Source organism: Enterococcus sp. DIV1206 (assembly GCF_051712485.1).
Classification (GTDB): domain Bacteria; phylum Bacillota; class Bacilli; order Lactobacillales; family Enterococcaceae; genus Enterococcus; species Enterococcus faecalis.
Genome location: NZ_JBIOOZ010000001.1, coordinates 1,120,208 through 1,143,574, shown reverse-complemented (window position 1 = coordinate 1,143,574; position 23,367 = coordinate 1,120,208). Strand labels below are relative to the sequence as shown.

At 33.7% G+C, this 23,367-nt stretch carries 18 protein-coding genes; 2 read left to right on the top strand and 16 right to left on the bottom strand.

What is annotated here, in order from left to right:
- Positions 1 to 91 precede the first annotated feature (91 nt).
- From nifJ to IGK86_RS05520, 6 genes are all read right to left on the bottom strand, one after another.
- Entirely contained in the window at positions 92 to 3,823 is a 3,732-nt protein-coding gene (nifJ, locus tag IGK86_RS05545; protein ID WP_016617563.1) for a pyruvate:ferredoxin (flavodoxin) oxidoreductase, read from the bottom strand.
- Positions 3,824 to 4,080: 257 nt separating this feature from the next.
- Positions 4,081 to 5,421, bottom strand: a complete 1,341-nt coding sequence (glnA, locus tag IGK86_RS05540) for a type I glutamate--ammonia ligase (protein WP_002356929.1) — start codon at positions 5,419 to 5,421, stop codon at positions 4,081 to 4,083.
- 42 nt (positions 5,422 to 5,463) lie between these two features.
- On the bottom strand, positions 5,464 to 5,847 hold the full coding sequence (locus tag IGK86_RS05535) for a MerR family transcriptional regulator (protein ID WP_002388239.1): 384 nt from the start codon (positions 5,845 to 5,847) through the stop codon (positions 5,464 to 5,466).
- A 202-nt stretch (positions 5,848 to 6,049) separates the two neighbouring features.
- Positions 6,050 to 7,291, bottom strand: coding sequence for a GTPase HflX (hflX, locus tag IGK86_RS05530; protein ID WP_002379600.1), 1,242 nt, complete (start codon positions 7,289 to 7,291; stop codon positions 6,050 to 6,052).
- 3 nt (positions 7,292 to 7,294) lie between these two features.
- Positions 7,295 to 8,224 (bottom strand): tRNA (adenosine(37)-N6)-dimethylallyltransferase MiaA, encoded by a 930-nt coding sequence (gene miaA, locus IGK86_RS05525; RefSeq protein WP_002409808.1) that lies wholly within the window; start codon positions 8,222 to 8,224, stop codon positions 7,295 to 7,297.
- Positions 8,225 to 8,971, bottom strand: a complete 747-nt coding sequence (locus tag IGK86_RS05520) for a glycerophosphodiester phosphodiesterase (protein ID WP_002388242.1) — start codon at positions 8,969 to 8,971, stop codon at positions 8,225 to 8,227.
- 84 nt (positions 8,972 to 9,055) lie between these two features.
- On the opposite strand from IGK86_RS05520, the gene IGK86_RS05515 reads away from it, so the two are divergent.
- Both IGK86_RS05515 and IGK86_RS05510 read left to right on the top strand, forming a co-directional pair.
- Positions 9,056 to 9,106, top strand: a complete 51-nt coding sequence (locus IGK86_RS05515; RefSeq protein ID WP_229208093.1) for a transposase — start codon at positions 9,056 to 9,058, stop codon at positions 9,104 to 9,106.
- Between the two features lie 422 nt (positions 9,107 to 9,528).
- Positions 9,529 to 9,651 carry a transposase gene (locus IGK86_RS05510; protein ID WP_077497567.1) on the top strand — a complete coding sequence of 41 codons (123 nt, stop codon included), beginning with the start codon at positions 9,529 to 9,531 and terminating at the stop codon, positions 9,649 to 9,651.
- Between the two features lie 151 nt (positions 9,652 to 9,802).
- Here IGK86_RS05510 and IGK86_RS05505 read toward each other — a convergent pair whose 3' ends face one another.
- The 10 genes from IGK86_RS05505 to IGK86_RS05460 all read right to left on the bottom strand — a co-directional run bounded on the left by IGK86_RS05505 (position 9,803) and on the right by IGK86_RS05460 (position 23,354).
- A complete protein-coding gene (locus tag IGK86_RS05505; RefSeq protein ID WP_016617562.1) occupies positions 9,803 to 11,170 on the bottom strand; it encodes a DUF3329 domain-containing protein in 1,368 nt (455 codons plus the stop codon).
- Complete coding sequence (locus tag IGK86_RS05500; protein ID WP_002364269.1) at positions 11,167 to 12,132, bottom strand: glycosyltransferase family 2 protein; 966 nt, start codon at positions 12,130 to 12,132, stop codon at positions 11,167 to 11,169. The genes IGK86_RS05505 and IGK86_RS05500 overlap by 4 nt, the downstream gene beginning before the upstream one ends.
- 132 nt (positions 12,133 to 12,264) lie before the next feature.
- Positions 12,265 to 13,215, bottom strand: coding sequence for a GDP-mannose 4,6-dehydratase (locus IGK86_RS05495; RefSeq protein WP_002409811.1), 951 nt, complete (start codon positions 13,213 to 13,215; stop codon positions 12,265 to 12,267).
- A gap of 617 nt (positions 13,216 to 13,832) precedes the next feature.
- Positions 13,833 to 15,218: an O-antigen ligase family protein gene (locus IGK86_RS05490; protein WP_016617561.1), complete on the bottom strand. Its 1,386-nt coding sequence runs from the start codon at positions 15,216 to 15,218 to the stop codon at positions 13,833 to 13,835.
- Positions 15,219 to 15,281: 63 nt separating this feature from the next.
- Positions 15,282 to 15,686 carry a glycerol-3-phosphate cytidylyltransferase gene (tagD, locus tag IGK86_RS05485; RefSeq protein WP_002359917.1) on the bottom strand — a complete coding sequence of 135 codons (405 nt, stop codon included), beginning with the start codon at positions 15,684 to 15,686 and terminating at the stop codon, positions 15,282 to 15,284.
- Positions 15,683 to 16,570: a beta-1,6-N-acetylglucosaminyltransferase gene (locus IGK86_RS05480; protein ID WP_002370370.1), complete on the bottom strand. Its 888-nt coding sequence runs from the start codon at positions 16,568 to 16,570 to the stop codon at positions 15,683 to 15,685. Before IGK86_RS05480 ends, tagD begins: the two co-directional genes overlap by 4 nt.
- On the bottom strand, positions 16,570 to 18,003 hold the full coding sequence (locus tag IGK86_RS05475; protein WP_002364274.1) for an oligosaccharide flippase family protein: 1,434 nt from the start codon (positions 18,001 to 18,003) through the stop codon (positions 16,570 to 16,572). The genes IGK86_RS05480 and IGK86_RS05475 overlap by 1 nt, the downstream gene beginning before the upstream one ends.
- Positions 18,004 to 18,012: 9 nt before the next feature.
- Entirely contained in the window at positions 18,013 to 19,164 is a 1,152-nt protein-coding gene (locus IGK86_RS05470; RefSeq protein ID WP_002364275.1) for a CDP-glycerol glycerophosphotransferase family protein, read from the bottom strand.
- Positions 19,161 to 20,159, bottom strand: coding sequence for a glycosyltransferase family 2 protein (locus IGK86_RS05465; RefSeq protein WP_002359913.1), 999 nt, complete (start codon positions 20,157 to 20,159; stop codon positions 19,161 to 19,163). The genes IGK86_RS05470 and IGK86_RS05465 overlap by 4 nt, the downstream gene beginning before the upstream one ends.
- Before the next feature lie 126 nt (positions 20,160 to 20,285).
- The gene (locus IGK86_RS05460; RefSeq protein WP_438742137.1) at positions 20,286 to 23,354 is read right to left on the bottom strand and encodes a GW dipeptide domain-containing protein; all 3,069 of its coding nucleotides are present in this window, start codon (positions 23,352 to 23,354) and stop codon (positions 20,286 to 20,288) included.
- Positions 23,355 to 23,367 lie beyond the last annotated feature (13 nt).

The window sequence follows — 23,367 nt, the reverse complement described above, 5'->3', positions numbered from 1 at the left end:
AAATAACTTGAAATTTTTCATCAAAAAATCGCATTTCTAACTAAAAAACGTGTCCAAGCAAAAAGCTCAGACACGTTTTTTTGATTTCTATTTAATCTTGCTCACGTTGTTTTCTCTTGGCTGCTCGTTCTGCGCGGCGGGCAGCCCTTCTTGCTTCCGCTTCCGGATCAACTACGCGTTCTTTTTTCACTCGTGGCTTCTCGTTCTCTAGCGCAGTTATTTCTGGTTCACTTTGTTTTTCTAGTTTTGCTCGAATTTTTTCTTCTTGACCAGCTAAACGAGCATAATTATAGAACCGTCTCTTAGCATCATTAATTGTTTTATTAAATAACAATTCCGCTGTATCTGGTTGACTAGATTCTAAGGATGCAAAGCGAACTTGTTGGCGCATAAACTCTTTCATTAATGAAAAATCTGGTTTTTTGAAATCCAATGTCATTGGTTCTTTGCCCTTTTCTCGCAATAATGGATTATAGCGATATAAAGACCAGTAACCTGAATGAACCGCGTCTTTCGCTTCTTTCAACGTTTGACTCATCCCACCTGCTAAACCATGTGTAATACATGGTGTATAAGCAATAATAATCGATGGTCCAGGGAATTTTTCTGCTTCTTCAAAAGCTTTAATCGTCTGCATTTGGTTTGCACCTGAGGCAATTTGAGCGACATAGACATTTTCATAAGTCATTGCCATCATCCCTAAATCTTTTTTAGAGGCATACTTCCCACTGGCAGCAAATTTCGCAATCGCTGATGCAGGAGTTGCTTTGGAAGTTTGGCCACCTGTATTGGAATAGACTTCATTATCTAAAACTAACATATTTACATCCGCGCCACTAGCTAACACGTGGTCAATACCGCCGTAGCCAATATCGTAAGCCCAGCCGTCCCCACCAATCATCCACTGACTTGGTTTGACAAAAAGATCTTGATCGTCATAAATTGCTTCCAATAAAGGTTGATTCGTTTTTTCTTCAAGCAAAGCTGCACGTAATTTAGCTGCACGTTGTTGCGTACCTTCACTTTCGGACAGATGTGCTATCCAATCTTCCATCAATAAACGTAAAGAATCACTGGCTACAGAAAAAGCTTTGGTCATTTTACTAGCTAAACGTTCGCGACGCGCTTGCGTTGCTAACAACATGCCGTAACCAAACTCGGCATTATCCTCTAAAAGAGAATTTGACCAAGCTGGACCTTGTCCTTGTTCATTAGTAGTGTAAGGTGTCACACCCGCTGCAGCACCCCAAATCGATGAGCAACCTGTTGCATTAGCAATCAGCATTCGGTCACCAAACATTTGCGTCAATAATTTAACATAAGGCGTTTCGCCGCAACCAGAACAAGCACCAGAAAACTCTAATAAAGGTTTATTAAATTGCGAACCTAAAACAGTATTCGGTTTTGCTGGGTTTTCCTTTTGACGTAACGTCATAGCAAACGCCCAATTCATAGCCTGCTCTTTTTCTTCTTCATAAGGTTTCATTACTAAAGCTTTGCCTTTAGCTGGACAGGCTTCAACACAAAGTCCACAGCCAGTACAATCTTTGACTGAGACTTGGATACGATATTTCAAGCCGTCGGCACCACGTAGATCACGCACAATGAATCCTTCTGGAGCTTCAGTCATTTCTTCTTCATCGGCTAAGAATGGTCTTATCGCCGCATGGGGACATACAAAGGCACACTCATTACACATGGTACACCGATCGCTAATCCATTCAGGTACTTCTAATGCCACCCCACGTTTTTCAACTGCCGCAGTTCCCAAAGGCATCCGCCCATCTGTCATCCCATTTTTCGCTAGTGTCGCAACAGATAACGCATTGCCTTCTTGACGATTAATCGGTTCAACAATTTCATGAACAAAATCACTAACATTTTCTGAACGTTTTCGCGGTTGAACTTCAAGCGTTTTCCACTCTGCTGGAACAGGTACCTGATGCAACAATTCAACGGTCTTATCGATTGCTTGAATATTTTTTTCGACAACTTTCATGGACTTATGACCATAACTTTTCAGTGCTTCTTCTTTTAAAATTGGCAACACTTGCTCAAAAGGCATAATTTCCGCTAATTTGAAGAAAGCTGTTTCCATCGCGGTATTAATTCGCCCGCCTAGTCCGACTTCACTAGCTAATTTTACTGCATTGATTGTATAAAACTGAATCTCATTTTCAGCTAGATACCGTTTTAATTGATTGGGTAAAAATCGTGCTAGTTGTTCATCATTCCAAATGGTATTTAAGAGGAAAGTACCGCCCTTTTTTAACCCTTTTACTAAATCATAGGTATGCAAATAAGCGGCTGTATGACAAGCCACAAAATCAGAATGTTCAATGAGGTACGTTGAACGAATAGGCGTCTCGCCAAAACGTAAATGAGAAACGGTCAACCCGCCTGATTTTTTTGAATCATAATAGAAAAATCCTTGTGCATACTTGTCTGTATGATCACCGATAATCTTAATTGCTGACTTGTTCGCCCCTACTGTCCCATCAGAACCAAAGCCCCAAAATTTAGCTTGATAGGTTTTCGGATTCGTCAAATCAAGTGGTTTGCCAACTTCTAATGAAGTATAAGTTAAATCATCATCAATCCCAATTGTAAAACGCTTCTTCATGGCAGAACGTTCTTTCATTAATTCATCAAAAACCGCAACAATTTGATTTGGCAGCACATCTTTAGAACCTAAACCATAGCGCCCACCAATAATTGTTGGGCGAATGTCCGCTTCATACATCGCACTTTGGACATCCAATAATAACGGTTCGCCACCAGCACCGGGCTCTTTCGTCCGATCCAAGACAGCAATTGCTTTAACTGATTGTGGTATTTTTTCAAGAAATGTTTCAACTGGAAATGGCCGATAAAGATGGACATTAAGAAAACCAACTTTTCTTCCTTGTTCTTGTAAATAATCAACCGTCTGTTCAATTGTTTGTGCAACTGAACCCATTGTGACAATCACTTCTTCTGCATCTTCTGCGCCATAATACGTCACCAAATCATAATTGGTTCCCCGTAACCGGTTAATTTCTGTCATATATTTTTGAACAATACCAGGTAATTTTTCATAATAAGGATTTATTGTTTCTCGTTGTTGAAAGTGAATATCTGGATTTTGGTTCATTCCACTAACGGAAGGGTGATTCGGATTCATGCTCCGACGACGGAATTCGGCTAATTTTTCTTGGTTTACTAAGGGTGCTAATTCTTCATAGTCAAGAACTGCCACTTTTTGAATTTCATGACTTGTTCTAAAGCCATCAAAAAAGTTCATAAATGGAACACTCGCTTCAATCGAAGCCAAGTGAGCCACTGGTGCCAAATCCATCACTTCTTGCACACTGCTTTCTGACAACATAGCAAAGCCTGTTTGGCGTGCGGCCATTACGTCTCCTTGATCACCAAAAATATTTAAAGCATTCGTGGTTAAAGCTCGGCTCGCCACATGAAAAACAGATGGTAATAGTTCTCCAGCTATTTTGTACATATTAGGAATCATTAAAAGTAACCCTTGTGAAGCCGTATAGGTCGTGGTAAGCGCGCCTGTTTTTAAAGAGCCATGGACCACGCCGGCAGCACCAGCTTCCGATTGCATTTCGACTACTTTCACAGGTTGACCAAAGATATTTTTCTTACCTTCGGCCGACCACTGATCAACAAGTTCAGCCATTGTTGAACTTGGTGTTATTGGATAAATGGCTGCTAATTCTGTAAAGGCGTAGGAAATATAAGCTGCTGCAGCATTTCCATCCATTGTTTTCATTTTCCGCATGTTTTTCTCATCCTTTATATCTAAAAAATAGAATAGTTGCACGCATATTCTTGTTTATTATAGCGGAATTTCACAAATTATGAAAGATTTTGTCAATTTTTTTGCTTAAAAATAAAAGAGAAATTGAGAAAAAACCACTTTATCCCCTATAAACAAACTATTTCACTGAATTAAAATTACTTTATTTTGTGAAATAGAAATTATCCATTCGTTCACAAACTAAAGAATGAAAGAGGGAGATAAGCGTTTCGACTTATCTCCCTCTTTCTAAACATTAAGATTATTAAAAGTAACAGCTTTTAGTACAACTCCAAATATTGTTCTCTTTCCCATTCAGAAACGGTTTGACGGAAGGCTGCCCATTCCATTCGTTTCGCTTCTACAAAATTGGCAAAAATGTGACGACCTAATGCATCAATCATTACTTGATCTTTACGTAATTCTTTGATGGCATTGTGTAAGGTTGATGGCAAATCTTCAATTTGTGCATGTTGACGTTCTTCCTCATTCATCACATAAATGTTACGATCAACCGCTGGCGGTGGCGTAAGTTCATTACGAATACCATCCAAACCTGCTTGTAATAAGACTGCCATTGTTAAATACGGATTCGCTGAAGGATCGACAGAACGTAACTCTAAACGAGTCGATAAACCACGAGACTCAGGAACTCGAATGAGTGGTGAACGATTTCTGCCGCTCCAAGCTACATAAACAGGTGCTTCATAACCTGGTACCAAGCGTTTATAAGAGTTCACTGTTGGGTTACATACCGCAGTATAGGCACGGGCATGTTTTAATAAACCACCTAAGAAATGATACGCAGTTTGGCTTAAGCCCATCTCTCCTGACTCGTCATAAAAAACATTACCTTCTTCATTAAATAATGACATATTGCAGTGCATACCAGAACCATTAATTCCAAACAAAGGTTTTGGCATAAATGTTGCATGCAAGCCATGTTTGCGCGCAATAGTTTTCACAACTAATTTGAACGTTTGAATATTGTCACAAGCATCAACTACATCAGCATATTTAAAGTCAATTTCATGTTGACCAGGTGCTACTTCATGATGCGAAGCTTCCACTTCAAAGCCTAAACTTTCTAACTCTAAAACAATATCACGGCGACAATTTTCACCTAAATCGGTTGGCGCAAAATCAAAATAGCCACCTTTATCATTCAAATCAGTGGTAATTTCACCATTCTCATCTAATTTAAATAGGAAAAATTCTGGTTCTGGTCCTAAGTTAAACGAAGTAAAGCCTAATTCTTTCATATCTGCTAAGGCGCGTTTTAAATTACCGCGGGGATCTCCGGCAAAAGGGGTACCATCAGGATTGTAAATATCACAAATTAAGCGCGCAACTTTTCCATGGTCGCTTTCCCACGGAAAAATCATCCATGTAGATAGATCAGGGTATAAATACATGTCACTTTCTTCGATACGAACGAATCCTTCAATGGATGACCCATCAAACATCATTTTATTATCTAATACTTTATCTAGCTGACTCACAGGAACTTCAACATTTTTAATTGTTCCCATAATGTCGGTAAACATTAGTCGTAAAAAACGTACGTTTTCTTCTTCTGCAATATGTTTAATCTCTTCTGCCGTTTTGGCTTTTCTTGTCATCGGTCTGATCCCCATCCTTCATTTTTATTGGCTGCTGAAACGTTAAAGCCTTGGTACATTCGATTGGAACGGATTTTGCTGAGTAAGTCCTCCTTGCGAAAGGATTTCGTCGTATAAAATCTGACGAACATCTGCATCGGTTAACGGACGAGTTGCCTCGGCGGTGTTTTTTTGTTCCTCTAATTTCATTTCATACACACGCTTAATCCCTGCCATGTTCAATCCATCAGATAAATAATCTTTAATTTCTAACAAAACATCAATATCATTTAAAGAATACATGCGTCGGTTGCCCTCACTACGTTCTGGATGAATCAATCCCTGTTCTTCATAGTAGCGAATTTGTCGAGCGGTCAAATCCGTTAGTTTCATAACTGTACCAATTGGAAAAACTGACATGGAACGGCGTAACTCTTTTTCTCTCATCTCCATCCTCCTCTCTTAGTTATTTCTTAGAATAACAATAGAATGACAAATTGTCAAGAACTTATGTTAGATTTTCTAACATAAAACAAAAAACCTGATAAATATGGACTTTTCCATCTTTTCACGGCTGATTTTCTCCTACTAATCAAAAAAATAGAAATGATTTGTTTTTACAAATCATTTCTAATCAACTTACCATTTTTTATTCTTTTTCGGATTCAGCCAACCATTTAGACTTTTTTTTCGCAAAGCCTTTCACGATATACCGATTTTCATTTTCAGCATATTCTTCTGAAATCATTAGTGTCATCCGGCGAAGTTCACTTAATAGTTGTCCGTCAGTTGGGCTAATTTCTAATTGATAAGGCTCGAGTAATTCCATCATTTGGGCACGGATAGCTTGAACCAGTCGTTCTTTATCTTCAGAAATTTTAGTTGAGATCAATACATTGGGAAATAAGGTTGGGACAAATTCTTTGCTGTCCACTTGATCTCTTTTATTATAAACCGTCAAGCACGGAATATTTTCCAACGCTAATTCTTTCATCAATGTTTGAACTGTGCGTTCATGTTGTAAACGATCTGGCGCACTTGCATCCACCACATGGAGCAGTAAATCCATCGTCCGACTTTCTTCCAATGTCGACTGAAAGGCTTCAATCAGCTGTGTTGGTAAATCTTGAATGAAGCCAACCGTATCGGTCAGCGTAACTTCCATGCCTTGAGGCAATTGCCATTTTTTAGTTAAAGGATCTAACGTTGCAAACAATTGATCCTCTGAATAAGTTCCTGCTGTTGTCAACATGTTGAGAATGGTTGATTTGCCAGCATTGGTATAACCAATCAAGCCAATTTGAAATAGTTCTGAATTTTGTCTTTTCTGGCGGCTTCGTTCACGATGAGCAGTGACTTCTTTTAACTCACGACGGATGCCTAAGATTTTATTCCGAATGTGTCGGCGGTCCGACTCTAATTTCGTTTCACCAGGCCCGCGTGTCCCAATACCTCCTCCAAGTCGTGACAACTGTTTTCCTTGACCAGCCAAGCGAGGCAATAAATAATCCAATTGTGCTAATTCAACTTGTAACTTTCCTTCTTTGGAGCGCGCACGCAAAGCAAAGATATCCAAAATTAATTGTACACGATCAATTACTCGCACAGCTAACGCTTCAGATAACAGTTGATTTTGGCGCGGTGTGAGCTCATGATTAAAAATAACAAGATCCGCTTCATAGGCATCTGTTAATTGAATTAATTCTTCCAATTTCCCCTTACCGATTACGGTTTGTCGATCGACTTGTGGTCGTTTTTGTGTTAAAACAAACACCACTTCTCCATTAGCGGTTTCCGTTAAATTCGCCAGTTCTTCCATTGATGCAGAAAATGTCTGATAATTTTTTTCCGTCTCAACTCCTACTAGAATCACTTTTTCATGAGTGGTCATCGCCTACTCACTCTCCTTCTGTCGTAGCCATTCCGCTACTTCTTTTTCCAACTTGGGCAAATCTGTTGGCTGCTGAACCAAATTCCACCAATGCGCAGCCATTCGATTTCTAAACCAAGTCAATTGACGTTTGGCATATCGCCGCGATTGCTGTTTGACTGTTTCAACCGCCATCTCTAATGATTGTTCACCGGAAAAATACGGGAAAAATTCTTTATAGCCAATACCTTGAGCTGCTTGTGCATGTGGTTGCTGAAACATCTGTTTTGCTTCTTCCAACAGTCCTTCTGTCATCATTTGATCCACCCGCTGATTAATACGCTCATATAATAAAGCGCGATCTGTTTCCAAACCTAACAAATAATAATCATAGAGACGAGCTGGTTTTTCCTTCGGGGTCAAAATACTATAACCGGTTTTATCAAAGACCTCTAACGCACGAATGACTTTTTTGCGATTATTAAAATGAATGCTGTCAGCCGCTAGAGGATCCTTTTGTTGTAATAACTGCCATAAGGCTTGGTTCCCTTTTTCTTCCGCAAATAAATTGTACGTTTCTCTAATTTCAGGCGAGTCATCTATCTCACGACTTCCTAGTTGAAAATCATAAAGGAGTGATTGAATATACAAACCTGTTCCTCCAACGATAATTGGTAGTTTCCCTTTTTCAGTAATTTCTTTGATTTTTTGACGACCCTCTTTCTGAAAATCAGCGGCAGAATATGTTTCGCTGACTTCACGGCAATCAATTAAATAGTGAGGAATTCCTTCTTTTTCTGTTTCTGTGACTTTAGCGGTGCCAATGTCTAACGAGCGATAAACTTGCATGGAGTCACCGCTAATAATTTCACCATTAAATTTTTTTGCTAAAGCAATACTTAATGCTGTTTTCCCCACCGCAGTGGGTCCTACAATAACTAATACTTTCTCCAATTATGTTTCTCCTTCTTCTTGCCAATTTTGACGAGCAAATTTTGCTTCCTCAGGAAAATCTGTATGAACGCCTGCCAATTTTAGCTGAAAACAATTTTCCATTTCTTCCATCCGATTAACAGTCCACGGCCGCAGCGGTTTGCCAATTGCGATAAGTTCTTTTTCATGAGCCAACACCCAAGACATTTTTGGATGTAAACTATCGACAAGCGCGAATGCCGGTCCCGCTTGACTTAAATCCTCTGCAGATTCATAAATAAAGGCAATTTCTGTCTTAGGATCAGCTTTTTTTAATTTAACTAAACTTGGAAAATAAAAACTGGAATATAAATAACGAAACGGCCATTTTTTTTGCTTCATTTGTTGGACGACTTTTTTCTCAATTCCTTCATAATGGATAATATCCGTTTTAAGTTCAATATTCAAAAAACCATTGAATTGTTCTTCTACAAGACAATTTAAAACATCTTCCAATGTTGGAACACATTGAACAGAAGGATTTTTCTGAAACCAGCTTCCAGCATCTAGTTGTTTTAATTCGTTTAATGTTAACTGTTGGATTTCACCATGACCATCTGTCGTACGATCAACCGTTTCATCGTGCATAACGATTAAATAACCATCTTTAGATAAGTGAACGTCTAATTCAATTCCTTCAGCACCAACACGAACAGCCTCTCTGAAAGCAATACACGTATTTTCAGGATGGGTGCCTTTACTTCCTCGATGTGCAATAATATCTGTCATGATCTCACTCCAATCTTGTTTATTGTACCATTGGAGTGAGGTGGGTTCAAATATAGGAAAAACGTCCAATTTATTGTCATTGATATGTACGCACCTTTTGTTTCTCTAGTGAATAAATACTTTCCTAACGCGTAGCTCATCATTGTTTGCTTCTATATCGTTCAACACATCAGCTGGACCTTTCGAAACCATAGAATCACTTAGGCAAACCGCCTATTAAAAAGTTCAAGTTTGGCTGAAAAACGCCAAGGAAAACAACTCAAAAAACACTGGAAGTTATTAAAAAAAATCAAGAAAAGTTGGATAGTTTAAACCACTGTTGGCACCCTTCGTTTAAAACTTATTTGGCTGAAATAGAGCTTGTGGACAGCCTGCTTTTTCTATAGCGTTGAATTAGCATAAGGCTACACGTTGTACCAAGATTTCTTGTATGCTGTTCATAAACGAAATTAAACGTATTTTGATGCTTGCTTACGCAAAGTGTTTTTCACTTGCCAAGTACTTTATCAAACCACTTTACGAACCTTTAAAAAAATCAAAAACAGTTTCATCATGCCTTGAGTTATTATTATTCAAATAGACAATTGGAATGTCTAAATAATCATATCAAAGTGTTAAAGCGGAATGCCTATGGTTTTCGTAACTTTTATAATTTCAAATTGCGGATTTTCGTCCAATAAGAACAAGCCGTACAGACCAAATAAAAAAATCCAGAGGATTTTCTCCTCCGGACGTGTGGACGTGATGCAATTCTATAGTTTCTCTTTACCAACATTATTTGATAAAGGGGCTAGATTCCCTCTTTATTTTTAATATATTTTTAGAAACCACTTACCATCTACCATATTTTTCTTCCCATTCTTTCATGGGAATAGCTTTTACTGTATTTACATCAAAATAATCTGCCGTATAAATATTATATTTATAATTAATATCTTCATTGATATGCGATAATTTATTTGAATAAGCTGGATAACCAGTATTCGGCTGAAAATTAAAATCTGGGACAACTGGATTCAAATTACCGTTTTGTTTTTCTTTCTCAATAACTTTATAACGTTTAGTTACCTCACTGTAGGAATAATAAGTATCATATAATGCGTTTGTACTTGTAAAAAAAGCAGAAAATATTAACATTATATAAAGTGTTGTAAATATAGGGTTAATTATATGTCCAATTTTATGAACTTCGAATGTTGGAAAGCACATCATTATTGCTATAATAATAAACATTACTCCGCCAAAAAATGAACGACCCCAAGTATAACCAGAAGGCGATAATGCCAAAGAATAGCATACAGCCCCACCTACAAATAAATAAATTATTCCAAATAAATAATTATATTTTGTTTTGTATAAAAATATACAAAATATTATTGATATAACAGCTATAAAAATCATTACATATGCATGTTCAGACATAGTATTTGATACATCTCTTAAGCCATATAAAAGTTTCTTAGGCAATGACCATGAACTTCTTTCAAACCATGAACTTCTAATTTTATTACCAGGGGAACTCATCATAATAATAAAACCTATAGTTAATCCTAAAACTCCTGTTTTCATCCACTTTTCTATTTTCGCTCTGTTTACAAATTTATATACCAACATATAACCACTAGCTATGAGAATGATTCCCGCTGAGGTATTTTCGTTACACCATCCTGCAACAATTCCTAAAAAAAACATATATATTATTTGCCAGCTACTCTTCATTTTATCATTATTTATCACAGCAAAATGGAATTTAGATACAAACAATAACATAATTCCAAAAGTCCATAGATAATTAAAAGAACCAGTCTCCCAAAGAATTGTCTCGCCAAATTGAGGAATAAACAAAAATATCAATATTATAATCAACAAGAATCTAACGGTGTTCCATTTTTGGTTAGAAAAGTTAGTCATTATATATATAAGATATGAAATAATTAAAAATACCAGTGGATTCAAAAAGTTAAAGATAAATTTCGGAAGTAGTAAAAAAAATCTTACTAGAATATGGGCTACTGAACGACCATTTTGTGTGATATATTGTAAATACTCATCATGAAATATGGTATGAAATCCCTCTGTTTTATAAATATATGCAAAATCATCTGCAATCAACGGTGTTAAAAAATTTAAAACCAATAGTACTACATATATTAAAAAAAATACACTAAAAAAAAACTTCTTTGAGTTAATAACCTTCATTTACTTTTTTCTCCTTTAATTTTACTTTTAGGCTTATATTTATTACCAATAAAGTATAATGGACGGTCTTTTGTTTCCAAAAAAATACGTCCTACATACTCTCCTAAAATACCTACAGAAATCAATTGACATCCACCCAAAAACAACATCATAATCATCAGCGATGGGAAGCCTGAAGTATCCGCTCCAAATATCAATGTTTTAATTAATACATATATCATGTAAATAAACGCAACAAAAGAAACTAAAAAGCCAAAATACATTGAAATCTTTAAAGGAGCCGTTGTATAAGAAGTAATTCCTTCAATTGCCAATTTCAATAATGCGCCAAAACTCCATTTTGTTTCACCATGTAATCTTTCATCCGCATCAAATTCAATCGCAACCTTTTTGAAGCCTACCCAATTATATAACCCCTTCGTATAACGTTGAGATTCTCTCATTTGCTTCAGCGCCTCTACTACCTTACGATCAAGTAACCGGTAATCTCCTGCATCTGGTAAAACAGGCGTATTGGCTAGTTTTCCTAATACTTTATAAAACCATTTAGAGGATGTTTTTTTGAACCATGACTCCCCTTTGCGTTGATTTCTTTTAGCATAGACATCTTCATAGCCTTGCTGCCAAAGATCAATCATATCAATAATTGTAGCTGGTGGATGTTGTAAATCAGCATCCATTGTAATAACAGCATCATGTGTAGAATAATCAAATCCCGCACTCATTGCTATCTCTTTTCCATAATTTCTGGACAAATCAATTAAAGAAACATTATCCGTTTGTTCAATTAATGATAAAACTTCGCTTACTGTGTTATCTTTGCTTCCATCATTAATGAATAGTATTTCAAAATCAACTTCATCTCTTTTTTCTTCTAAAGTTTCATTTAATTTTTTATATAGAGGACGTATATTATTTGCTTCATTATACGCGGGTATTGAAATTAAAATTTTCTTTTTCACAGGTTAAATCCCCCAAATTTAATACTTACATACAAGTTTTAGCATACCATATTAAACTTTTTTTATCTATGACGACTTCGTATAAATTACCTGAAAACTTCTTGAGAACTATCAGCTCTCAAGAAGTTTTATTTATTCTTTTAATTCATACTTAACATATTTATCCAAACCAGATTGAATACTATATTTCGGTTCATAACCAATGGCACGTAATTTAGATATATCCGCTAAGGAATCTTTGATGTCCCCAGCTCGTGCTTCTTTGTATTCAACTGGCAAAGTGACTTTCATAATATCATTTAAAGAAGAAATTAACTCATTTAAATCGGTTGCTTTCCCTGTTCCGACATTATACACTTCCCCAAGTGATTGGTCAGAATGAGCGACAAGATTCAACGCTTGAACCACGTCCTCAACAAAGACAAAATCACGGGATTGTTTTCCATCGCCAAAGATATTGAATGTCACTTCTTGATTGGCTAATAAGCGTTTGTAAGAGTCCATCACAATCGAAATAACGCCAGAATAAGGCGAATTAGGATTTTGGTTTGGCCCATAAACGTTAAAGAAGCGAACAGCGCTTGTTGGAACATCATATAAATGACAATAGTTTAAAACATATTTTTCAGAAGCAAATTTATCCACAGCATAAGGCGTTAACGGACGAATTACTGACTCTTCCTGTTTTGGTAAAGTTGGCTCATCGCCGTAAACCGCTGCAGAAGAAGCAAACACCAAACGTTTTAAATCTTTCTGGTATTTCCGAATTAATTCCAGTAATTGTAACACACTCTCAAAATTCACTTGGTGTGTTTCCACTGGACGTGCTACTGAATCTGCTACACTAGCAATCGCTGCTAAGTGAAAAATGTAATCGAACTGATACTCTTGTAGTACTTTTTCCATTAATTGTTGATCAGTCACGCTACCTTCAATGAACGTGATATTTTCAGATGCGTTTAAATTTTCAGTTTGGCCCATTGATAAATCATCAATGACCACAACTTGATTGTCTTTACTATAATAATTTGCTAAGGTTGAGCCGATAAAGCCGGCGCCGCCTGTGATTAGAAATGATTTCATTTATTTAACCCCTTAAATAGTTATTAACTCTATATTAACATAACAAATGATAACCTAAACACTTATTGTTTGCAATACAAGATTATCATGAAATATCAAGTTTTAAAACTTGATATATTTCCATTAATAAATAGAAGATTTATATTAATAAGTTAAAATTTAATATCCTGGTACTTTCTAGTAATTATTGTTCGCAAAGGAAATTCATAAATAACTGGGCATATCTACTTTTTAATAGTTTTGTTGAAAAATTAGTATAACTAAATGTTTATTTTTTACTTGTAAACTAAATGCACCATTTATATAGGAAAATCAACATACTCCACTTACTTTAACATTGCACAAATCATTTAATTATCATTCGCTATGGGATTACAAACACTCGATTGTTTCTTAATGAAGTCACAAAATTCAAAACATATCTGCAATTGAGGAATCAACAGTTTAAATGAAATTCCTATGTTTTGTAACTTTTATAATTTCAAATTGCCAATTGTCGTCTATCAAGTATACACACGCAATACGAACCAAATGAAAAAAGCCCAGAAAAATTTCTCCTCTGGGCTTGACTCTATTCTATAATTTCTCTTTGTCAACATTATTTTGACAAAGAATCTTTATTTTTTATTTTCTAAAGATGTAATTTTACCTAAAAAGAGCCAAATCACAACAGCACCAATTGTACTCACTAACACTAGCTCGGTAATAAACAATGCTGATATTGTAATAGCTAAAACACTAAGTATTACGTAAAAATTCATATCTTGAATCAAACTACTGTTACCAAATAAATATTTTAAAGAAATGTATATTTTATTTATAAAGAATATAAAGAAAACTAATAATCCAGAAGCTCCTGTAGAAGCCATGATTAAGAACACAAAATTATGTGTTGTTAATGTATTTTGCCCTATAAATGAATCAGGTAAAACATCATGTGCGTATGGGATATAGTTAGCAGCTGAAGCTCCTACTAACCAACTTGATTTAAATATCTCAACAGCACTACTCCAAAGAGAAAATCGTAAATTAGATATATCACCGCCATTAGAAACATCTGGTCTGTCTAAGTTTACTTTATTCAAATTATTCTTAGTATCAATCGTAGGAAGCGAAGCTTCTTTCATTTGCAAAAGGCTTGGAATATATGATAAACCTGTTTTAAGAGCATCAATTATCAAGTACAAGACCGCAATAGTGAGGAGCGAACTAATTATAGATAGAATCCAACGTAAAAATAATTTCTGAGAATCTATCTTTTTGCTATGATAGCTAACAAAAAACATACCTACAGCAGTTACTGTTAATAACACAATTAATGCAGTTCTAGACCCTGATAGCGATATAAACATTAACTGTAACAAAATATTAAGGCTATTAAATAAAGTAAACGTTCTATTAGAATTTGTTTTAATATAATAAACAGAAAGTAAAATTACAACAACGGATATAGTAGCTCCAAAATTTGGGTCTGGAAACACTCCGAAAAGTCTATTTCCTAGAAATCCCATACGTAATGGATAATAACGGTTATCCATAGGAATTTTAACGCCAAATTGCGTAAAAAACATCCATAAAGAAATAATAGCAGAAAAGAACCAGAAGATTATTAATATAACAAAAAAATAATCAAAAATCTTATCTTTTTTACCATAATCTTTGCCATATTGAAATATTACAAAAAAGTATATAGCTTGCCACATAATTAATTTTAAATTACCAACCAATCCATACTTTATATTGACTAAACTAGATATCAACATAATAGCAATAAATAATATGAGCCATATGTCAAATTTTTTTTGATTACTCTTTTTAATAGAATCAATTGCATCAATAAAAATAATTGTTAATCCTATAAGACCAGATGATACAAAGAATAGTTTATCCAACAAGTTGGGCATTAATATTAATGGCCCGATTGTACGAAAAATTAATATCAGCTCAAAATATAAGATATATATTCCTTTTATATTCTTTAGTGTGCTATTTGGTTTTAGCATCTAGTTATCCACTTCCTCATACAAATTTACGCTTTAAATACAAATATTATGATACCTAAAAACTTAAAATGTTTTATTTTCTAAATCTTTTTTTATCTGAGTTGTTGATATTTCAGGTGTTCTTGGTAAATAAATAACCTCCGCATTAGTTTCATTAGCGATAAAGTCAAATTTCCCTGACCAATCATCACCTATCACAAATTCAGCGACATGAAATTCTTTAATATCTTGAATCTTTTGTTGCCAGCTATTTTCCGGAATAACTAAATCTACATATCTGATAGCTTCTAATAATTTTTTCCTCTTATCAAAAGAAAAATAGGTTTTCTTTCCTTTTTCTTCCCAATTGAATTCATCTGTAGATAGTCCAACGATTAAATAGTCTCCTCTTTCTTTCGCTCTTCTTAAAAGATTAATATGTCCATAATGTAACAAATCGAAGGTACCATATGTTATTATCTTTCTCATTTATATCTCCTCTCTTTCGCATTTTTTAATTTATTTACTAACTGACCAGAATATGATACATTAAATTTTCTAGCAAATAATTCTTCTCTGTTAATCAGCATATCATAATCGCTGTCACAAAAATATTTTGGTGTATCATTTTCCCATACTACATAACGCATATTTGAATGACAAGAATTATCAAAATTGGGTGTATTTACTTTTTCTAAAAATTTAGAGTTATAAACAATCGTTTGTAGAAATAATTCATCTCCGTTAATCGTATCTTTAAAATAATCATTAATAAACTTTTCCTGCTCTAACACATATTTGGCCAAATCGTTAGTTATGCTAAACCAATTTGCCCCCATTTGAAATGTATATTTATCTGATTTTATTCTATTACTATTTAAAAATTTTTGAATAATTTTATACAGTTTACCTAAAAACCATAAAAAATTTTTTTTCTTACCAACTTTTTCTTGAAATGGGTAGTAATACATAACACGCTCTAAATTTCTTTGTTTAATTTTTGGCTGCTGAAATTGTATATATTCTTTTCCATCATTTTTATCAAAAAATTCATGAATATAATCTTGACTTTTAAGAGGAAAATCAAGCCCAGAAATCAAATGATAATAATTATAATTTCTTTTCACAGCAGCTTTAAGTAATGCCAGTTCACATTCAATTTGTGAATAAGCCCCCCATGTTACAGAAATACTTTCAATAAAAGAAACTTCCGAATACTGACAATGTGTTTTTAAATCAGCTATATTAACATTACTAGATTTTTTATCAATATGAATTACAATATCATTTCTAATATCATCTAACTCTTTTAACAATAAGCTTAACATATCGAAATTGTCATGCGCCATGATTAAGTAAACATGTTTTTTCATTAATTTTTAGTTCCTTTTAGTATTTTTTTTACATCTAACACAACTTCACTTTTAGTCGTAAATAATATGATACCAAACAATAATAACATGACCATTGATTTATATGCAATGTTAAAAAAAGAATTAGCAAAAATTGAAGGTAATAGAAGCCCAGTAATTGTAATTGCTATTGTTAAGCCCAATTCAATAAGTATCTGTTTGGTAATTAAAAATTGTAAATTAATAAAATCTTTAATCAATACTATTCTTAATATGCAAACGATGAGTTCTACAAAAACTAGTACAATAGTCGCACCTAATGCATTATAAATTGGAACAAGAATATAATTGCCAAGTAAACTAACAATTGAACCAATTATTAATGGGATTCCATATTCTTTGTCTTTTTCCATAGCCAAAGCAAACTGATTAGAGAAAATCCCTCCAATCGGATTTAATATAATAATAAATGAGACAATCATCATATTTGCGGTCATAGGAACAAATTTAGGTCCAAAAAACCATACAACAAACTCTTTCGTATTAGCAAAAATAATAGAAAACAAAATTAATGAAAAAGTCAACGTATAATTAAATGCCTTTTTAGTATACATATATACCTTATCATTATCCCCATTTTTGATAGCTCCAGTCATTTTAGGTAACATAACAATAGTTAAAGATGAGAGTAATGTTAGTAGAATTCTTGCAATTTTTTGAGACTGATCATAGTAAGAAAGCTCTGTATTGGTAGTTAAAGATCCCACTACCGTTTTATCCAAAGTCGTATAAACTTGCATAAACACTTGTGGCAAAAGGATAATCAAACTAGGTTTCCATAAAGATTTAAAAATAGGCATAGAAAAGTTAGGTTTAGAAATTTTATTTTTTAGACTCAGCCAAAAAATTAAACTTCCAACTACAGTAGATGCAGATGTAATTAAAACATACAAAGGTAAATCTTTATCGTTTTTCACTAACAAGATAATCAACAATACTGATAACAATTTTATGATCACATTTCTAATAACTACCTGAGCAAATTGTTCAATACCTTGAAAAAACCAAGCAATATCAAAGGTTGTACCTATTAAAAAAATTAATTGTATATAATATAATTCTTTATACTCAATTTTAAATAAAAAAATTGCGAAAAAATATATAGTTGTGATCACTAATCCAATTAATGCTTGCATGATAAAAAGATTCCAAAATTCTTTATTTAATTCATCTTTATTAAATTTATTTTGTGCTATTCTTCTAATTCTAAGGGGATTCATCCCAACTGATATCAAGATCATTAAAAACTGAGCGATAGAGAATACATAACTGTATATCCCTAATCCTTCTGTTCCCAGCCGACGACTAAGTATAGGCATTGTTATAATTGGCAGTATAATTAATAATACTTGGTAAGTTGCATTAAACAAAACATCACTAATGAATTTTTTCATATTTCTCTATCATCTCTCAATATTTTCTAATATTTTTTCAGTGACAAAATTTGTTGCTTTTCCGGTTTCAAAATTACCTATTTTTTTCAGTAACATTTTAGGACCTTCTATCAACGTTTCTCTATCATGTTCGAAAATAGCCAAAATTTCTTGGTAACTTTTTGCTTTCGGCAAAGGTAAATAATCTAAATCAATATAAAATCCTCTTTCCTTCTTATACTCATCTTCATCATAGTTTAAAAGAATAATCGGCTTATTTAATAATGCAAAATCAAAGAAAATAGACGAGTAGTCGGTAATCAGTAAATCCATATCAAGAAACGTATCTTCTGAACTTACATTATTATCGATTAAGTGAACTGAATATTTTTTTATCAAATCTCGTATTTCTACCTGCTTAATTAGGCTTTGATTTACATTAGGATGAAATTTCAAATAAATTTCTACTTTTTTATTGAGTGATTCAAAATATTTAACTAGGTACGGAATACCTAAAATATCTAGTTGCTTTTGACCATTATCAGCTTTATTATTTCTAAAAGTTGGTGCAAATAGCAACTTAAAAGTTTCTTTTTCAAACAACGAAACTTCTTTATCAATTTTTAGGCATAATTGATCATTTCTCGGCGTTCCAACATTAGCAATTTTATTTTCATCTATTCTAAAAGCAGAAGCATAGATATCACTACTATACTTATTACCAGAAAGTAGATAGTCTAAGCTTTCTGAATCTTTTAGAGCATAGTTTAAATAACTATTTGGGAGTTTATCCACGGCATCAAACTCTATTTTTTTCAAGGGAGTTCCATGCCATGTTTGAAAGTAAATCTGATTTTTACGTTTTTTAAAAAAAATTGTTTTTCTTGAGTCATCAATCCAAACTTTACTTGTATATAGATGAAAAGTAGCCAAAAGCGAATTATTGTCAACACGTTTTATATATGGTGGCAGGTTTTTAACAGAAACATCTTTATTAATGCACCATATATACTTTAGTTTAGGATTCAATTTATAAAGCTCTTCAGATATTCTTCGCGGATTACCTGAATAGTTTCTCCCACCAAAACTAGAAAAAAATATTTTTTTATTTTGAATAGGCAACAGTAAAAAAAACACAGGATAAATATAGCGTGAAAGAAATTTTTTTATCTTTATTATCATCGGTTAATCCCTTCCATTTTTTTAAATATTTTAGCGATTAATTTATTCTTAGAGATGCGACTTGGTAAACTAGGAAACTTAACTAATAGTTTTGTGATTAATTTAAGCTTAACAGATATCTTATTATCATTTAGTACTTCACTTTGATATTTTTCTACAATATCCATACATTTAGTATAATCTAATTTTGAGGTATAATTACTTTCAATCATTCTCATCATCATTCTAATTGCTTCATAGACATATCTAGACTTTACTTTAGGACTTATACTCGGATAATGTTCATCCATAAAATTTAAAATTTCTTCATGGATAATAAAAGAATCAAAATTTTTTTGATTAAAATCTGTTCTTAAAATACTATTATCTCGTAAATAGTAGTGATACTTAGTAGAACCATTAACAGCAACTTTGGTTGAACTATCAATTAAACGATACGTAGTTCCTTTATCTTCCATTAACATCCCTTCTGGGTATCTTATGCTTTTAAACAAACTAATTCTATATAACTTATTATTTGCCGAATAACCAATTAAATTACTTGAGAATAGTTCTCTCATTGCAGTTTCTCGTTCGAATATGTCCCACTTAGTTTGGCTTTCACTTTGAAAGGCAATTTTATTAAAATCCTTTACTTTAATCATCTGAATAACCGATATATCCACATTCGTATTTTCCATTCCGTTCAATAACACTTCAATATAATCCAGCTCGATCCAGTCATCACTATCGATAAAACAGATAAATTCACCTTGTGCACATTCAATCCCAGCATTTCTAGCAGAAGAGAGTCCTCCATTCTCCTTGTTAATTAATTTTATTCTGGAATCTGATAGTTTCTTTTTTTGACAAACACTTAAAGAATTATCGGTGGATCCATCATTAACAATGATAATTTCTAAATTTTGATAGGTTTGATTAATAACTGAGTCTAAACATTTTTCTACATATTTTTCTACATTATATACGGGTATGACTACACTGACTAATTTCATCTTATCTCCTAACTCATTTCTTTTAAACTAATTCATTCTATGATACACTTTTCTATGCTGGAAAGTCAAAAAAATTACGATTTTACTTAAAAAGGTGTACATAAACTTTTACGTACACCTTTTTTACTATTGTTTCAACTCAAAGTTACGGATATCCCCATAATACATCTGTTCATTCAGCTCAAATTCATAGTACGTATTGTTCCCTGAGGTTGTCACTTCTTTAGTTATTTCTACTGTTTTTCCGATAGAATTCTTCAATACGCCTAATGATTGGTACCCTCTTGTTCCCCACGGAACACTTCCATACTCTGAATACTCAAAATATTGAATGGTGCCATCTGCATCTAGTGGTTTTTCTGAAACGATTTGATCGTATTGTTTCAACTTAAAGTTCCGGACATCCCCATAATACTTCTGTCCATTCAGCTCAAATTCATAGTACGTATTGTTCCCTGAGGTTGTCACTTCTTTAGTTATTTCTACTGTTTTTCCGATAGAATTCTTCAATACGCCTAATGATTGATACCCTCTTGTTCCCCACGGAACACTTCCATACTCTGAATACTCAAAATATTGAATGGTACCATCTGCGTCTAGCGATTTTTCTGAAACGATTTGATCGTATTGTTTCAACTTAAAATTCCGGACATCTCCATAATACTTCTGTCCATTCAGCTCAAATTCATAGTACGTATTGTTCCCTGAGGTTGTCACTTCTTTAGTTATTTCTACTGTTTTTCCGATAGAATTCTTCAATACGCCTAATGATTGGTACCCTCTTGTTCCCCATGGAACACTTCCATACTCTGAATACTCAAAATATTGAATGGTGCCATCTACGTCTAGTGGTTTTTCTGAAACGATTTGATCGTATTGTTTCAACTTAAAGTTCCGGACATCTCCATAATACTTCTGTCCATTCAGCTCAAATTCATAGTACGTATTGTTCCCTGAGGTTGTCACTTCTTTAGTTATTTCTACTGTTTTTCCAATAGAATTCTTCAATACGCCTAATGATTGGTACTCTCTTGTTCCCCACGGAACACTTCCATACTCTGAATACTCAAAATATTGGATAGTCCCATCTGCATCTATTTGCTTTTCTGAAACGATTTGATCGTATTGTTTTAACTTAAAGTTCCGGACATCCCCATAATACTTCTGTCCATTCAGCTCAAATTCATAGTACATATTGTTCCCTGAGGTTGTCACTTCTTTAGTTATTTCTACTGTTTTTCCAATAGAATTTTTCAATACGCCTAATGATTGATACCCTCTTGTTCCCCACGGAACACTTCCATACTCTGAATACTCAAAATATTGAATGGTACCATCTGCGTCTAGCGGTTTTTCTGAAACGATTTGATCGTATTGTTTTAACTTAAAGTTCCGGACATCTCCATAATACTTCTGTCCATTCAGCTCAAATTCATAGTACGTGTTGTTCCCTGAGGTTGTCACTTCTTTAGTTATTTCTACTGTTTTTCCGATAGAATTCTTCAATACGCCTAATGATTGGTACCCTCTTGTTCCCCACGGAACACTTCCATACTCTGAATACTCAAAATATTGAATGGTACCATCTGCGTCTAGCGGTTTTTCTGAAACGATTTGATCGTATTGTTTTAACTTAAAGTTCCGGACATCCCCATAATACTTCTGTCCATTCAGCTCAAATTCATAGTACGTATTGTTCCCTGAGGTTGTCACTTCTTTAGTTATTTCTACTGTTTTTCCAATAGAATTTTTCAATACGCCTAATGATTGGTACTCTCTTGTTCCCCACGGAACAGTTCCATACTCTGAATACTCAAAATATTGAATGGTACCATCTGCGTCTAGCGGTTTTTCTGAAACGATTTGATCGTATTGTTTTAACTTAAAGTTCCGGACATCCCCATAATACTTCTGTCCATTCAGCTCAAATTCATAGTACGTATTGTTCCCTGAGGTTGTCACTTCTTTAGTTATTTCTACTGTTTTTCCGATAGAATTCTTCAATACGCCTAATGATTGGTACCCTCTTGTTCCCCACGGAACACTTCCATACTCTGAATACTCAAAATATTGGATAGTCCCATCTGCATCTATTGGCTTTTCTGAAACGATTTGGTCAAATAGTTTGATATTTCTGTAGTCAGTCCAATAATTATTTCCATCAGATTCAAACTGATAATACTTATTGTTAGATGTCGTTACCGCTTCTTTTTTAACTTTTATGTCTTTGTTTAAAAACTGAGTTACAGATCCTAATTTTTGATAACCTTCTGTCCCCCATGGTCTATTACCATATTCATCAAAAGGAGTAGATAAAATATTTCCGTCCTTAATTAATGATTTCTCTTCTGTAATGATATCATAACCGCTAAGCGATTTCACAAAATAGTCAGTAAAGCTCATAGAAATATCAAAAGGATGAGCAATACCTGGAAAATAAAACTGCGAGCTCCATTGCCAAGCCCCATATTCTTGATTCCAAATTGAATCTGCAGCGGGATAGAAGGGATACTGAGCAACCCAAATATTTTTATATCCAAATTGGTTAGGATCAATATAACCACTATTTAACCAATTTTTCCCTGTATATAAAAGTGAATAATTGTATCCATGTGCTTTAACTTGATTTATAAAAGATTTACTATTTTCAGTTACATCCCCCTGCAATAATTCCGTTGCTTCAGCATCGTTAACTGCAATAGTACTTGAGTTCAGTTTCAATTTTTTCATATAATTTACGAAATAATTTGCTTCTTGAATTGCTTCCTCAGAAGTCGTATATCTACTAAAATGATACACAGAAACTACTAGGCCTGCACTTTGGGCATTTCTAATTTGACTTTCTGCGTATGGATTTATATAGGATGTACCATCCGTTAATTTTACTACCACACCTTTAATTCCATATTTATTTTTCATTAATGAATATTGTTCAATAGATATATACTCATTCCATGAAGAAACATCAATAAAATCTTGTCTAGGGGTATTCTTATCACCAGCATTAACATTTACTGGTGATAAATTTTGTAAAGATCTCATTGCAACTAGATTAATTGTTTCTTCTGATGCTTTAATGTAATCCCCCATTTTATTGTTTTCTGTAAAATATGATTCCTGAAGCTTATCTGAAGCAAAAACCGTTTGGCTCCAAAAACAAATAGGAAGTAACAACAGTAATAAAATTTTTTTCATTATTCTCTCCTTG

Excerpts from the sequence above, each read along its gene's own strand:
- IGK86_RS05520 (WP_002388242.1), bottom strand. The coding sequence starts at position 8,971 with ATGACAGATATTATTGCACATCGAGGAAGTAAAGGCACCCATCCTGAA.
- IGK86_RS05470 (WP_002364275.1), bottom strand. The coding sequence starts at position 19,164 with ATGATAATAAAGATAAAAAAATTTCTTTCACGCTATATTTATCCTGTG.
- tagD (WP_002359917.1), bottom strand. The coding sequence starts at position 15,686 with ATGAGAAAGATAATAACATATGGTACCTTCGATTTGTTACATTATGGA.
- IGK86_RS05535 (WP_002388239.1), bottom strand. The coding sequence starts at position 5,847 with ATGAGAGAAAAAGAGTTACGCCGTTCCATGTCAGTTTTTCCAATTGGT.
- IGK86_RS05480 (WP_002370370.1), bottom strand. The coding sequence starts at position 16,570 with ATGAAAAAACATGTTTACTTAATCATGGCGCATGACAATTTCGATATG.
- IGK86_RS05495 (WP_002409811.1), bottom strand. The coding sequence starts at position 13,215 with ATGAAATCATTTCTAATCACAGGCGGCGCCGGCTTTATCGGCTCAACC.
- IGK86_RS05465 (WP_002359913.1), bottom strand. The coding sequence starts at position 20,159 with ATGAAATTAGTCAGTGTAGTCATACCCGTATATAATGTAGAAAAATAT.
- IGK86_RS05460 (WP_438742137.1), bottom strand. The coding sequence starts at position 23,354 with ATGAAAAAAATTTTATTACTGTTGTTACTTCCTATTTGTTTTTGGAGC.
- IGK86_RS05490 (WP_016617561.1), bottom strand. The coding sequence starts at position 15,218 with ATGCTAAAACCAAATAGCACACTAAAGAATATAAAAGGAATATATATC.
- IGK86_RS05475 (WP_002364274.1), bottom strand. The coding sequence starts at position 18,003 with ATGAAAAAATTCATTAGTGATGTTTTGTTTAATGCAACTTACCAAGTA.
- IGK86_RS05505 (WP_016617562.1), bottom strand. The coding sequence starts at position 11,170 with ATGAAGGTTATTAACTCAAAGAAGTTTTTTTTTAGTGTATTTTTTTTA.
- hflX (WP_002379600.1), bottom strand. The coding sequence starts at position 7,291 with ATGACCACTCATGAAAAAGTGATTCTAGTAGGAGTTGAGACGGAAAAA.
- glnA (WP_002356929.1), bottom strand. The coding sequence starts at position 5,421 with ATGACAAGAAAAGCCAAAACGGCAGAAGAGATTAAACATATTGCAGAA.